Annotated in this window: 9 protein-coding genes; 2 read left to right on the top strand and 7 right to left on the bottom strand. The window is 69.6% G+C overall.

All coding sequences use genetic code 11. From position 1 onward, the window contains the following. Positions 1-166 precede the first annotated feature (166 nt). From ACZ3KP_RS11620 to ngcE, 5 genes are all read right to left on the bottom strand, one after another. Positions 167-1,261 (bottom strand): substrate-binding domain-containing protein, encoded by a 1,095-nt coding sequence (locus ACZ3KP_RS11620; protein ID WP_132890188.1) that lies wholly within the window; start codon positions 1,259-1,261, stop codon positions 167-169. A gap of 135 nt (positions 1,262-1,396) precedes the next feature. Next, on the bottom strand, positions 1,397-2,596 hold the full coding sequence (locus tag ACZ3KP_RS11615; protein WP_358977733.1) for an ROK family transcriptional regulator: 1,200 nt from the start codon (positions 2,594-2,596) through the stop codon (positions 1,397-1,399). Between the two features lie 307 nt (positions 2,597-2,903). Then, on the bottom strand, positions 2,904-3,803 hold the full coding sequence (locus ACZ3KP_RS11610) for a carbohydrate ABC transporter permease (RefSeq protein ID WP_360560674.1): 900 nt from the start codon (positions 3,801-3,803) through the stop codon (positions 2,904-2,906). A 4-nt stretch (positions 3,804-3,807) separates the two neighbouring features. Then, positions 3,808-4,734 (bottom strand): carbohydrate ABC transporter permease, encoded by a 927-nt coding sequence (locus tag ACZ3KP_RS11605; protein ID WP_467498502.1) that lies wholly within the window; start codon positions 4,732-4,734, stop codon positions 3,808-3,810. A gap of 29 nt (positions 4,735-4,763) precedes the next feature. After that, complete coding sequence (ngcE, locus tag ACZ3KP_RS11600) at positions 4,764-6,239, bottom strand: N-acetylglucosamine/diacetylchitobiose ABC transporter substrate-binding protein (protein ID WP_467498500.1); 1,476 nt, start codon at positions 6,237-6,239, stop codon at positions 4,764-4,766. 423 nt (positions 6,240-6,662) lie between these two features. Here ngcE and ACZ3KP_RS11595 point away from each other — a divergent pair, with 423 nt between their 5' ends. Next, complete coding sequence (locus ACZ3KP_RS11595) at positions 6,663-10,406, top strand: GH92 family glycosyl hydrolase (protein ID WP_467499233.1); 3,744 nt, start codon at positions 6,663-6,665, stop codon at positions 10,404-10,406. Positions 10,407-10,838: 432 nt separating this feature from the next. Beyond that, positions 10,839-11,246: a hypothetical protein gene (locus tag ACZ3KP_RS11590; protein ID WP_360560679.1), complete on the top strand. Its 408-nt coding sequence runs from the start codon at positions 10,839-10,841 to the stop codon at positions 11,244-11,246. Positions 11,247-11,403: 157 nt separating this feature from the next. On the opposite strand, the gene ACZ3KP_RS11585 is transcribed toward ACZ3KP_RS11590, so the two are convergent. Both ACZ3KP_RS11585 and ACZ3KP_RS11580 read right to left on the bottom strand, forming a co-directional pair. Then, on the bottom strand, positions 11,404-12,894 hold the full coding sequence (locus ACZ3KP_RS11585; RefSeq protein ID WP_467498498.1) for a sensor histidine kinase: 1,491 nt from the start codon (positions 12,892-12,894) through the stop codon (positions 11,404-11,406). Next, positions 12,891-13,538 (bottom strand): response regulator transcription factor, encoded by a 648-nt coding sequence (locus ACZ3KP_RS11580; protein WP_467498496.1) that lies wholly within the window; start codon positions 13,536-13,538, stop codon positions 12,891-12,893. Before ACZ3KP_RS11580 ends, ACZ3KP_RS11585 begins: the two co-directional genes overlap by 4 nt. Positions 13,539-13,815 lie beyond the last annotated feature (277 nt).

The raw sequence follows: 13,815 nt of genomic DNA, 5'->3' as shown, positions 1-13,815 counted from the left end.
CAGCGGGGTATGAAGGCCGGAGCGGGCGTCGGAGGGGTTTCGCGAGACCGCCGGACGGGGGCGCCCCGCTCGCGCGGGGGCATCGCTCGTCGGGCGGCCGGGGCCCGGGTGTCGTCCTGCGGTCACCCGGGCGCTGGCGGCCGGAGCCCGGTGGCTCCGGGGCGGGTTACTGCAGGCCGGCGGCCTTGCAGGCCTTGGCGAACTCGGCGGTGCAGATGTCGGAGACGGTGTACAGACCGTCCTTGATCACCGTGTCCTTGATGTTGGCCTTGGTGACCGACACCGGGGTCAGCAGCTGGGAGGGCACCTTGTTGCCGGAGCCGCTGGTCTGCGTGGTGGTGGCGAGCGAGGAGATGCTCTTGCCCTGGAGCAGGTCCACCGCGATCGTGGCGGCGGCGTCGGCCTCCGGCTTGAACGCCTTGTAGACGGTGGAGGACTGGGTGCCGGCGACGATGCGCTGGATACCCGCGAGCTCCGCGTCCTGACCGGTCAGCGGGATGCCGCTGATGCCGGCGCCCTTGAGGGTGGTGGCGATACCACCGGCCATGCCGTCGTTGGCGGAGTAGACGCCCGCGATGTTCTTGGCGCCCAGCTGGGTGATGGCCGCCTTCACCTTCTGCGCGGCGACGGTGTCCTTCCACAGGCCGGACTGCTCGTAGGCGATGTCGACCTTGCCGTCCAGGGCCTCGTGCGCGCCCTTCTTGAACTGGCCGGCGTTCGGGTCGGCGTCGTCACCGTTGATCATGACGATCTTCGACTTGGTGGTCGCCTTGGAGCCGAGGGCGTCCAGCAGGGCCTGACCCTGGAGCTGGCCGACCTTGACGTTGTCGAAGGAGACGTAGGCGGAGACGTTGCCCTGCGCGAGGCGGTCGTACGCGACGACCTTGATGCCCTTGGCCACGGCGGCGTCGATGGAGGACTTGATGGCCGCGGAGTCCTGGGCGGAGATCACGATGACCTTCACGCCCTTGGTGACCATGCTGCTGACCTGCTGGGCCTGCTTGGCCGCGTCACCCGCAGCGTTCGCGTACTCGACCTTGCAGTCGGCACACAGGGAGCTGACCTGCGCCTCGAAGTACGGCTTGTCGAACTTCTCGTAGCGCGCGGTCACGCTGTCGGGGAGCAGCAGGCCGATGGTCTTGCTCCCACCGGAGGAGCTGCTGCTCGACGAGTCGCTCTTCTTGTCATCGCCGGCCTTGCCACAGGCGGCGAGCGACAGCGCCATGGAAACCGCGGCGGTGCCGATGACGACTCTACGCATCGTTGCGTTCATTTGAGGGGTGCCTCCCTGACAGGGCCGCAACGCTGCGGCCGAGGTGGCTCGAAGTCAACTCGGCCGCAAGTTCGACGTCAAGAAGTAAATACTTAACGAGATGGCAACGGCGCCATTCGTTCTCTAAGTGAAGGCAGGTGCAACAGCGGGTGACGCCCCGTCCAAAAGGGTCGAATCGCCCATCTCGCTGAGCGCGAGAGCGAGCGCCCCGAGCACCTCGGCGCGGCCGCCGAGGGCCCCCGGGAGCACCGAGAGCTGTCGTGCCGCGCTGGGGATCGCATAGCGGCCCACGGACTCCCTGATGGGCCCGAGAACCAGCTCTCCGGCCTCGGCGAGGTCGCCGCCGAGGACCACCCGGCTCGGGTTCAGCAGGTTGCAGAGGTTCGCCACGCCGCTGCCGATGTGGCGGCCCACATCGCCGATCACCCGGCGGCAGCCCGGATCGCCGTCCCTGGCCAGCCGCACGACGCCTTCCATGGTCAGGTCGGTGCCGTGGCTGGGCTGGAGCAGCGGCAGGACGTAGCGGGCCGCCGCGAAGGTCTCCAGGCAGCCGCGGTTGCCGCAGCGGCAGACCGGACCGGCCTCGTCGAGTGTAATATGTCCGATTTCTCCGGCGGTACCGCCGGGCCCCCGGTAGATCTTCCCGTTGATCACCAGACCGGCGCCGACACCGCTGGCGACCTTGATGTAAGCAAGATCACGTACGCCCTTGCCGCTGCCCCAGACCAGTTCACCGAGGGCGCCGAGGTTGGCGTCGTTGTCCACGTGCACGGGGACGCCGAGCCGCAGTCTGAGCTCTTCGGCGGGTCTCGCGCCGATCCAGCCGGGCAGGATGGCGCTGGAGCCGAGGGTGCCCGACTCGACGTCGATCGGGCCGGGCACGCCGACCCCCACTCCGGCGATCTTCGAGCGGTCCACGCCGGTCGCCGAGACCAGGCGGTTGACCAGCTCTTCGGCGCGGTCGAAGCCCTGGCTGGACGACGCGTCCACGTCGAGCGGCTCGGACTCCTCGGCCAGCACCTGGTGGGCGAGGTTGCCGATCGCGACGCGCAGGTGGGTGTGGCCGAAGTCGATCCCTATGACGATGCCCGCGTCACCGCTGAGACTCACGCTGCGGGCCCGGCGGCCGCCCGCCGACGTGGGCGTGACCTCGACCGTTCCGCCGTCCTTGAGCTCGCGCACGATGTTGGAGACCGTCGCCGCCGACAGGCCGGTCGTGCGCGCGATCTCCGCCTGCGTGAGCGATCCGGCCAGTCGTACGGCCCGTACGACTCGTTCCAGGTTGGCTCGGTGCAGCGACGACTGCGACCCCGGAGTCTCCATCGACCCATCCACTCCTGCCATCGGAGGCGGCCACGATGCCGCCAAGGTGGCCCAGGTCACATCTGCGGAACCGGGCCACTTACAAGTTATGAACTCCAAGCTCTTCTGAACGGGTTACCGCCGTCAAGTCCTTGAGAGAAATCGTTGGCGGTTCGGGGGTCGCCCGAGGGACATGCGATGGACATGTCTAGGCCACTCGTGAGCAGGTGGGAGAGGGGGTGGCGGGGCAGGTCCGGTGGGTGCCCGCGGGTACGTCGTGGCTGGTCGCGCAGTTCCCGGCGCCCCTTTCGGGTCGCGAACCTTCGGCCTATTTCAGGGCGCCCGCCGTCAGTCCCGCCACCACCTGGCGCTGGAAGACGATGTAGGCCGCGAGCACCGGGAGCATCGCCATCACCAGGCCCGCGAAGAGGCCGGACCAGTCGCCCTTGTAGCCCTGGCTGACCGCCAGCTGGACCAGGCCCTGGGTGAGGACGTGTTTGTCCGGGTCCGTGTTGAGGACCGTCGGGAGCATGTACTGGTTCCACTGACCGAGGAAGTTGAAGATCCCGACACTGATCAGGCCGGGCTTCGCCATCGGCAGCATGATCTGGAAGAACGTGCGGGTGTGCGAGGCGCCGTCGACGAAGGCGGCCTCGGCCACCGAGGTGGGCAGGGTGCGGAAGAAGGCCGTGAGGAAGAACACCGTGAACGGCAGCGAGTACGCGATGTAGACCAGGATCAGCCCGTGGATCGTGTTCAGCAGGCCCAGGTTGTTCACGACGTAGAACAGCGGGACCAGCGCCAGCATGATCGGGAAGCTCATGCCGCCGATGAACAGGTAGTAGATGAAGCGGTTGCCCGGGAAGTCGAAGCGGGCGAGGACATAGGCGGCCATCGAGCCGAGGACCAGCGTGCCGATGAGCGAGCCGCCCACCACCAGGACGGTGTTCAGGAAGTAGTCGCTCATGTTGGCCTGGGTCCACGCCCGCGACCAGTTGTCGAAGTGCAGCCGGTCGGGCAGCGCCCACGGCGAGCTGAAGATCGACCTGTCGTCCTTGAACGACGTCATCACCGCCCACAGCAGCGGCGTGACCACCATGACCGCCCAGATGACCAGGATGCCGTGCGAGAAGACGTTGAGGACCCCGCCCTCGCGCTTCGCCCGGGGCGGCGCCGGTTCGGGGGTGTCGGCCTTCGTGACGGTGACATCGGTCTCGGTCGTCGTCATCGCTTCAGTACTCCAGCCGCTCGCGACGGCCCAGCCGCATCACGATCGCCGCGAAGGCGAGCGTGACGACCAGCAGGGCGACGCCGATGGTGGTGGCGTAGGCGGCCTGACCGTCCCGGAACGCCTTCTGGTACACGTACAGGACCAACACGGTCGTCGAGTAGTCGGGCCCGCCCGGTCCGGTCGTCATGATCTGCACGACCGCGAACGACTCGGCGCCGAGCGCGAGGATGCCCATGTACACCCAGCCGGACTGCACGGTGTCCCACAGCAGCGGCAGGGTGAGGCGGAAGAACGTGGTGGCGCGGCCGGCGCCGTCGAGCAGGGCGGCCTCGTAGAGATCGGTGGGGATGGATGCCATGCCCGCCGAGAAGAGGACCACGAAGAACCCGACCGTCGACCAGACCAGGACGGCCATCACGCACCACAGGGCGAGGCTCGGGTCGCCGAGCCACAGCGGCTGGACACCGTCCAGACCGATTCCGCGCAGGAGTGAATTGATCGCGCCGCTGTCCGGGTTGTACGCGAAGGCGAACAGCAGCGAGACGATCGCGATGGAGAGCACCTGCGGGAAGAAATAGACGATCTTGTAGAAGGAGGAGCCGCGGACCCCGGAGACGACGGGGCCGCCGCGCCTTTTCCGGCCGCCGACATTGATCATGAAGGCGAAGAACAGCGCGAGGCCGATCGTCACCAGCGGCAGCACGACCGCGAACATCAAGCTGTGCTGCAAGGACTTCCAGAAGATGTCGTCGTGGAGCATCCTTTGGTAATTGTCCAGGCCGACCATCTTGAGCTCGGGGCTGAGCCCGGTCCAGTCCGTGAACGAGTAGTAGATGGACTGGACGAAAGGCCACACCACGAAGAGCGCGTACAGTCCGAGGGGCAACGCCAGAAACCCCACGATGAACCGGTACTTGCCGTGCTGCATCGCCACTCCGGTGCCGTCGGGATCAGCGGTTACTGGTGCTTGTAGTGCTTGATCGAGGTGTCCTTGGCGGCCTCGTCGGCAAAGCCCTGGATCTTCTTGACGGCCTCGGCCGGGGTGAGCCGGCCGGCCATCATCTCGCCGAGGCCGGCGACCCCGATCTTCTCCTTCTGGAGCTGCACGTACCAGTCCTGGAGCCGCGGGTTCACCACGTTCGACCCGGCCAGCTTCAGCGCGGCGACACCGGAGGTGAGACCCGGGGTGAGGCTGATGCCGTCGGTGCCGCCGTTGTAGGCGGTCAGCGACTTCACCTTGCTCGTGAAGTTCTTGGACGAGGCCTCGCTGAGCATGATGCGCAGCTGCTCCATGCCGCCCTCGGCGTTCTTCGCCTTGGCCGGGACGATGAACGGCTCGCCGCCGGAGGCCCAGATGGTGCCGAACGGCATCTTGTCGTTCTTGTCGATGCCGGTGGGCGCGGAGACGGCGAGGTCGAAGTCGGAGGGGATGACGTTCGCCGACTCGTTCTCCACCCAGGAGCCGTTCGGGATGAACAGTGCCTTGCCCTGCGCCCAGGCGGTCTGCGACTGGATGTGGTCGAGTCCCGGGGTGCCCTTGAGGATGTAGCCCTTCTTGTAGAGCTCGTAGTAGGCCTCGAAACACGCCTTGACGGCGGGGTGTTTCCAGGCGTTCGGCTCCAGGTTGTCGATCGCGTTCAGGACGTCCACGCCGCCGACCTTGCCGATCATCGGGTACAGCGAGAAGGGGATGTAGTACGGGTACTTGCCCGCGTAGGTCCAGCCGGCCATGCCCTTCTTCTTGGCCTTCTCGCAGACGGCGAGCATCTGGTCCCAGGTCTGCGGGTACTCCGCGTCGAGGGAGTCCAGGGCCTTCCGGGAGTACCAGACGCCGTAGACCGTGTAGGCGTAGTACATGATCCAGACCGGGTCGCCGTCGAACTGGCCCATCTCGACGATGCCGGGGCGCAGCGTGTCGCGGACCTTCTTGTTCGGGTCGTCGTACGACGGCGCGTCGAGCAGCGGGGTGAGGTCGGCCAGCTGGTTCTTGCCGACCAGCACGCCCATGTCCATCTGCTCGGCGCCGGAGTTGTCGATGAGGTCCGGCGGGGTGCCCTGGTTGAAGCGGGGCTGGAGGGTGGACTGGATCTTCTGGGTGGCGGAGAACTTGACGTGGGCCTTCGGGAAGTCCTTCTGGTAGATCTTCACCGCGTCCTGGGCGTACTCCTTGCCGAAACCGCCGTCGAAGAGGACGAATTCCAGCTGCGCGCTCTCGTTGACGCCCAGCGGGTTCTTCGCCGTCTTCTTGCCCGTCTTGTCCTTGGACTGGCCGCCACCGCCGCTGCTCGCGCAGGCGGAGAGGAATCCGACGGTGGGGACGGACAGCAGGCCGAGTGCGGCGGACCGCCTGATCAGATCGCGGCGGCCGACCCCTTCGGCGCCGTTCCTCGGTGCGGCACCAAAACCGTGGTGTGCTGCAGAAGTGGATCCCATGCTCAAGTCCTCGCCTTCTCCAGGACTCAGGCGGTGAACCGGATCCTCCCCGGCACCGCGGTCGGGTCGTGCTGGGTCGTGCAGGAAGTCGTGCGGGAAACGCCGACAGGTATAGTCCACTTTCCGTCAGCGGGGCAAGATCGAGTGCAGGGTTGGCCGCGGGTCTTTTCCTAGTTGAGACCTGTCGGAAATATGAGCGATCCGGGTACGCCTTGCCGGAAAAAGAACCGACATAGCCCCCTGAATGCCGCAGCCAACACCCTTGACATCACGGACCACTTGACCACCTACTGGTTCCTGCGCCACCAGCTGACAACGTTGTCTCACGGGGCAGGGAGGGTATCCGTTTTGATGCAGCGGACAACGCAGCGAAGAACAGGACACAGATCCGGTACGGCGGTCGTGATCACGGCCGCCGTCGTCATGGCACTGGGGTCCCAGGGGGCCGCGGTCGCCCTGCCCGCCAAGGCACCGGCCGCCGCCACCCGGTTCGCGTCCTCGTTCGAGCCCGGCGATCCGGCACCCGACTGGACGGACACCGTGGACACCGACCCGGCCGGCGCCCCGCGCGCCTCGGGTGTCGACGGCGGCTACAGCACCGGCATCCCCGGCAACGTCACCGACCACGTGACCGACCTGCGGGCGAGCGGCGAGAACACCGGCGCGGGCGAGGTGAAGGAGAACCTGGTCGACGGCGAGCCGGGCACCAAGTGGCTCACCTTCGAGCCCACCGGCTGGGTGGAGTTCGACTTCGCCAAGCCCGTCAAGCTCGTGACGTACGCCCTCACCTCGGCCAACGACTACGACGAACGCGACCCCAAGGACTGGACCCTCGAGGGCTCGACCGACGGCAAGGACTGGAAGGCCCTCGACACCCGGACCGACGAATCCTTCTCCGAGCGGTTCCAGACCAGGTCGTACGACCTCGCCGCACCCGCCGAGTACCAGCACTTCCGGCTCGACGTCACGAAGAACAACGGCGCGCCCGACATCCTCCAGATCGCCGACGTCCAGTTCTCCACGGGCGGCAACGGCGGCCCGGTGCCCGAGGACATGCTCTCGCTGGTCGACCACGGCCCGAGCGGCTCCCCCACCGCGAAGGCACGGGCCGGCTTCACCGGGACCCACGCCCTGCGCTACGCCGGCCGGCACACCGGAACCGGGCGCGCGTACTCGTACAACAAGGTCTTCGACGTGAACGTGAAGGTGGGCCGCGACACCCGGCTGTCGTACCGGATCTTCCCGTCGATGGCCGACGGCGACCGCGACTACGACGCGACCAACGTCTCCGTGGACCTGGCCTTCACCGACGGCACCTACCTGAGCGGCCTCGGGGCGACCGACGAGCACGGGTTCGCGCTGACCCCGCGCGGGCAGGGCGCGTCGAAGGCGCTCTACGTCAACCAGTGGAACGCCGTCTCGTCGGCGATCGGTTCGGTGGCGGCGGGCCGGACGGTCGACCGGATCCTGGTGGGGTACGACTCCCCCGCGGGACCGGCGAAGTTCCGCGGCTGGATCGACGACGTGTCCCTGGAGCCGGTGGCCCCCGAGAAGCCCCGGGCGCACCTGTCCGACTACGCGCTGACCACCCGCGGCACCAACTCCAGCGGCAGCTTCTCGCGCGGCAACGACTTCCCGGCGACGGCGCTGCCGCACGGTTTCAACTTCTGGACGCCGGTCACCAACGCCTCCTCGCTGAGCTGGCTGTACGAATACTCCCGGGCGAACAACGACGCCAACCTGCCGACGATCCAGGCGTTCAGCGCCAGCCACGAGCCGAGCCCCTGGATGGGCGACCGGCAGACCTTCCAGGTGATGCCCTCGGCCGCGGCCGGCGCCCCGGACACCGGCCGCCAGGCGCGCGCACTGGCCTTCCGGCACGACGACGAGACCGCCCGGCCGTACTACTACGGGGTGCGGTTCGAGAACGGCCTGAAGGCCGAGATGACGCCGACCGACCACGCGGCCGCCCTGCGCTTCACCTACCCGGGCGACGACGCGAGCGTGGTCTTCGACAACGTGACCGAGCAGGCGGGCCTGACCCTCGACAAGGAGCACGGGACCGTCACCGGCTACTCGGACGTCAAGTCCGGTCTTTCGACGGGCGCGACGCGGCTGTTCGTGTACGGCGTCTTCGACAGGCCGGTGACGGGCGGCGACTCCCACGGCGTGCAGGGCTACCTGCGCTTCGCCGCGGGCGCCGACCGCACCGTGACGCTCCGCCTGGCCACCTCGCTCATCAGCGTCGACCAGGCGAAGGACAACCTGCGCCAGGAGATCCCGGACGGCACCTCCTTCGACACGGTGAAGGCCCGCGCCCAGCGGGTCTGGGACCGGCTGCTCGGCAAGGTCGAGGTGGAGGGCGCCACGGCCGACCAGCTGACCACCCTCTACTCCAGCATGTACCGGCTGTACCTGTACCCCAACTCCGGCTTCGAGAAGGTCGGTTCGACGTACCAGTACGCATCGCCGTTCTCCCCGATGACGAGCCAGGACACCCCCACGCACACCGGCGCGAAGATCGTGGACGGCAAGGTGTACGTCAACAACGGGTTCTGGGACACGTACCGGACGACGTGGCCGGCGTACTCGCTGCTGACACCCGCTCAGGCGGGCGAGATGGTCGACGGTTTCGTCCAGCAGTACAAGGACGGCGGCTGGACCTCCCGCTGGTCCTCGCCCGGGTACGCCGACCTGATGACCGGCACCTCCTCGGACGTGGCGTTCGCGGACGCCTACGTCAAGGGCGTGCGCTTCGACGCGAAGGCGGCGTACGAGGCGGCGCTGAAGAACGCGACGGTCGTGCCGCCCTCCCCCGGCGTCGGCCGCAAGGGCATGTCGACCTCCCCCTTCCTCGGCTACACCAGCGACGACACCCGCGAGGGCCTGTCCTGGGCGATGGAGGGATACGTCAACGACTACGGCATCGCCGAGATGGGCAAGGCCCTGTTCGAGAAGACCGGCGAGAAGCGGTACCGGGAGGAGTCGGACTACTTCCTCAACCGCGCCCGGGACTACGTGAACCTCTTCGACCCCAAGGCCGGTTTCTTCCAGGGCAGGGACGCCCAGGGCAGGTGGCGGGTGGACGCGTCGTCGTACGACCCGCGCGTGTGGGGCTACGACTACACCGAGACCAACGGCTGGGGCTACGCCTTCACCGCCCCGCAGGACAGCCGGGGCCTCGCCAACCTGTACGGCGGCCGGGCCGGTCTGGCCGACAAGCTCGACGAGTTCTTCGCGACGCCGGAGACGGCCTCTCCCGACTTCGTGGGCTCCTACGGCGGGGTCATCCACGAGATGACCGAGGCCCGGGACGTCCGGATGGGCATGTACGGCCACTCCAACCAGGTCGCCCACCACGTCATCTACATGTACGACGCGGCCGGTGAGCCCTGGAAGGCGCAGGCCCACGTCCGGGAGGCGCTCTCCCGGCTCTACCTGGGCAGCGAGATCGGCCAGGGCTACCACGGCGACGAGGACAACGGCGAGCAGTCGGCCTGGTACCTCTTCTCCGCCCTCGGCTTCTACCCGCTGGTCATGGGCAGCGGCGACTACACCATCGGCTCCCCGCTGTTCAGGAAGGCGACGGTGCACCTGGAGAACGGCCGTGACCTGGTGATCCGCGCGCCGCGCAACAGCGCCACGAACGTCTACGTACAGGGCGTCCGCGTCGACGGCCGCCCCTGGACGTCGACCTCGCTCCCGCACTCGCTCGTCGCCAGGGGCGGGGTCGTCGACTTCGCGATGGGCCCGAAGCCGTCGGCCTGGGGCACGGGCCGCAACGCCGGGCCGGTCTCGATCACCCGGGACGACCGGGTCCCGGCACCGCGCTCGGATGTCCTCGCACCCCAGGGCGCCCTGTTCGACAACACGTCGGCGACCCAGGAGACGGTGACGTCGGTGGACCTGCCGGTGCCCGGGCCGGTCAAGGGCGCGCAGTACACGCTCACCTCCCCGTCGGACCACACGAGGGCCCCGACGGGCTGGACCCTCCAGGGGTCGGCGGACGGGACCACCTGGCGCACCCTGGACCGACGTTCGGGTGAGTCCTTCGACTGGGACCTGCAGACGAGGGCGTTCACCGTCCCCAAGCCCGGGACCTATGCGCACTACCGGCTCGTCCTGGACGGCGAAGCGACCCTGGCGGAGGTGGAGTTGCTGGCCTGAGGGCGCGCCCGCCCGCGCCGGGCGGACCTGGTGCTTGGGCGCGTCCCGGGCACCGGGTTCCGCCCGGAGCGGGTCGCGAGGGACGTGGGGCGGGAGCGGTCCGGCCCGTCGGCGGGTTCCGGTCCGCCGCGGTGGGAGCGCTCCCACCCCACGTCCTGTGAAGCTAGCGCGAACGGGGGCGGGTGTAAACGGTGTGGACGGAGCGGGCCGTTCGGGAACCGGGGGAAACAGCCGGGCGTCCCAGCGGCATCCCGGCGGCACCGCGCTGCCGCAGGTCAGACGGCTGCCGTCGTCCCGCCCTCCCAGGTGACCGAAAGCGCCTGGCGGGGGCACGGGCGGCACCGACACCCTTTTGCCGCCGGGCCACCGGGCCACCGGGCGCGGCACGCCGTGGCGAGGGAAGGCACCTCGCCCGACCACACGGGAGGAATCATGAACAAGCGCGGGATCACCGCCGTCGCCGCCGGCCTCGCGGCCGTCGCCCTGGGGTTCACCCCCGGCACGGCCGAAGCCGCCGACAACCAGCCGCTCAGCGCCAGCACCACGGGCGCGTCCGTCTCGCTGACCGTCGACTGGACCGGTTCCGAGTCGTTCACCCTGCGCAACGTGAAGCTCAGCGACACCTCCTGTGACGCCCACCCGGTGTACTTCTACGTCACCGCGCCGGGCTTCCAGTTCCCGAACCACTGGAACTCCAGCGGCTGCGGCACCACCAGCACCTGGAGCAGCTTGTCCGGCAGCCTGGTGGGCGGCATCCACAGCCTCGGGGTGACGGTCTGCCGCGACACGACCTTCGACAACTGCAGCTCGTCCGGCCTGTCGATCAATCCCTACGACTGACACCGCCCTCCTCGTTCCTGGGCCCTGTCGTCACATTCCCGCCTGCCCCGCGACGCCATGCACGCTCCCCCAGCCTCCGGCCGGGGGGACCCCCAGAGCACGCACCTGACGCCGCAGGGCCGCCCTCCGGGCGACGACGGGAATGTGACGACAGGGCCTAGACCGGCGCGGTCCGGGCCCGCAGCGGTGAGTCGGCGGGCGGGGGTTCGGTGCCGGGGAGTTCGACGGTGAACTCCGTGTGGCCGGGTGTGCTCCGCACGTCGATGCGGCCGCCGTGGGCCGTCGTGATCGCGGCGACGATCGCCAGGCCCAGACCCGAACCGCCCTCCAGGGCACCCGCGCGGGTGCGGGAGGCGTCGGCCCGGGTGAAGCGTTCGAAGACGGTCGGGAGCAGGTCCGGCGGGATGCCGGGGCCGTCGTCGCGGACCCGGACCACCGAGGTGGTGGGGGTGGTCTCGACCGTCGCGGTCACGGTCGTGCCCGCGGGGGTGTGGATCCGTGCGTTGGCCAGCAGGTTCGCCACCACCCGCTGCAACCGGGCCGCGTCGCCCAGCACCAGGGCCGAGCCGTCCGGGGCGAGTTCGAGCTGCCAGACGTGGTCGGCGCCGGCCGCCCGCGCGTCCCACACCGCCTCCGCGACCAGCGCGGCCAGGTCCACCTCGGCGGACCGCAGCGGGCGGCCCTCGTCGAGGCGGGCCAGCAGCAGGAGGTCCTCCACCAGGCCGCGCATGCGCGCGGACTCGGCGTTGACCCGGCGCCAGGCCAGACCGGACTCGACGCGGTCCGCGCCGCGGTTCATCAGCTCCGCGTACCCGACGATCGAGGCGAGCGGGGTGCGCAGTTCGTGGCTCGCGTCGGCCAGGAACCGGCGCATCCGCTCCTCGCTCCGTCTGGCTTCGGCCTGGGACGCCTCGACGTGGTCGATCATGCGGTTGAGGGCGGCGCCGATCTGGCCGGCCTCGCTGCCCGGGTCGGTGTCCCGTTCGGGCACCCGGGTCAGGCCGGTGACCTGGCCCCGGCCGAGGGGCGCGTGGGTGACCTCGGCGGCGGTGGCGGCGACCCTGCGGAGGGGGCGCAGCTGCCGTCGTACCACCACCGCGCACACGGTGCCCGCGGCGGTGAGGCCGAGGGCGGCGACCGCGGTCTCGACCTCCACCAGGCCGTCGATCATGTCCCGTACGTCGTCCATGGGCAGGCCGGTCAGGACCCGGATGCCGTCGGCGTCCAGCGCGGCGACCCGGTAGGTGCCGAGGCCGGGGACCGTGCGGGTGCGGGGCGCGCCGTCGGGGGTGATGCCCTGGAGGGCGGCCCGCTGGGCGCTGGTGAGCGGCTGCGGGGACGCGTCCTGGCTGACCACGGCCGCGCTCAGGATGTCCCCCCTGGCGTCGGTGCGGGCGGCGAGCATGCCTGCCGGCCGGCCGCGCTCGCGCAGGAAGGTCAGGTCGCGGGTCAGCTCCGGGTGCAGGGCGGCGCCGGCCGCGTTGCGTTCGACCGCGTTCCCGACCCGGTCGTCCAGGTCGCCCATCAGGTAGGCGCGCTGGACGAGGACGGTGGTCAGGGCCGTGGCGGCGCACACGCAGACCAGCACGGCGGTGACGAGGACGAGCAGGCGGGTGCGCAGCGACCCGCCCCGCAGCCGGGCGGTCATCTGCCGTCCTCCACGGGCCGTACGACACGGCCCATGCCGCGCACGGTGTGGATCATCGGCGCCCGGCCCCGGTCGATCTTGCGCCGCGGGCCGGAGATGCAGACCTCGACCAGGTTGCCGCCGCCGTCGAAGGAGGTGCTCCAGACGTGGTCGAGGAGCTGGGCCTCGCTGAGCACCTGGCGCGGATGGTCCAGGAGCAGGCTCAGCAGGTCGAACTCCGTGGCGGTGAGCCTGATCGGGGTGCCGGGCCGCCGCGCCTCGCGGGACTCCCCGCTCAGCCCCAGGTCACCGAGGACGCGTACGGAGTCGCCGGCGGGGGGCTGTTCGCTGCCGGCCCGGCGCAGCAGACCGCGCGGCCGCAGCACGACCTCCTCCGGGAAGAAGGGCTTGGTGACATAGTCGTCGGCCCCGGCCTCCAGGCCGTCGATACGGTGTTCGACGGCGGCGCGGGCCGTGAGCATCAGGACGGGCAGCCTCGGCATCTCGTAGCGGAGTCTGCGCAGCACCTGGAGTCCGTCGAGGTCGGGCAGCATCCCGTCGAGCACCACCGCGTGCGGGGCGCAGAGCAGGTCGGTGAGACCGGGCTCGTCGTCGACGATCAGGACGCGGACTCGGCCGGTTCGGGCCCCTGCGGTGGCGGACATGTAGCAAGTCTGTGCCGGTCTCCTGAGGGGATGCTGTGTTCCCGCTGAGCCGAAGCCGTGGGACAGGACGGGCGCGCGGGCCGGAATGCGGACGCGAGGACCGGTGCCGACCGGCCGCGGCCGGGTCCGCCAAGCGGGAATTTGCGCCAACTCTCTTGGCCGAAGCGGGCATTGGCACACTCCGGCCACCGTGTTCCCTTGAGCCGCCGCCGACCCGGCGCCCACTCTGATCTCTGGCTTCCGCTTACCGGGCGGAAGCGTTTCCACGTTCAGGGGA

The sequence above is a fragment of the Streptomyces sp. NPDC020958 genome (genome assembly GCF_055562175.1).
Note: the sequence above shows the minus strand (reverse complement) of the source record. Positions and strands in the feature narration are given on the sequence as shown.

What these genes read in the sequence shown, in the direction of transcription:
- ngcE (WP_467498500.1), bottom strand. Translation starts at nt 6,239, where the DNA reads ATGGGATCCACTTCTGCAGCACACCACGGTTTTGGTGCCGCACCGAGG.
- ACZ3KP_RS11585 (WP_467498498.1), bottom strand. Translation starts at nt 12,894, where the DNA reads ATGACCGCCCGGCTGCGGGGCGGGTCGCTGCGCACCCGCCTGCTCGTC.
- ACZ3KP_RS11610 (WP_360560674.1), bottom strand. Translation starts at nt 3,803, where the DNA reads ATGACGACGACCGAGACCGATGTCACCGTCACGAAGGCCGACACCCCC.
- ACZ3KP_RS11580 (WP_467498496.1), bottom strand. Translation starts at nt 13,538, where the DNA reads ATGTCCGCCACCGCAGGGGCCCGAACCGGCCGAGTCCGCGTCCTGATC.
- ACZ3KP_RS11605 (WP_467498502.1), bottom strand. Translation starts at nt 4,734, where the DNA reads ATGCAGCACGGCAAGTACCGGTTCATCGTGGGGTTTCTGGCGTTGCCC.
- ACZ3KP_RS11620 (WP_132890188.1), bottom strand. Translation starts at nt 1,261, where the DNA reads ATGCGTAGAGTCGTCATCGGCACCGCCGCGGTTTCCATGGCGCTGTCG.
- ACZ3KP_RS11615 (WP_358977733.1), bottom strand. Translation starts at nt 2,596, where the DNA reads ATGGAGACTCCGGGGTCGCAGTCGTCGCTGCACCGAGCCAACCTGGAA.
- ACZ3KP_RS11595 (WP_467499233.1), top strand. Translation starts at nt 6,663, where the DNA reads ATGGCACTGGGGTCCCAGGGGGCCGCGGTCGCCCTGCCCGCCAAGGCA.
- ACZ3KP_RS11590 (WP_360560679.1), top strand. Translation starts at nt 10,839, where the DNA reads ATGAACAAGCGCGGGATCACCGCCGTCGCCGCCGGCCTCGCGGCCGTC.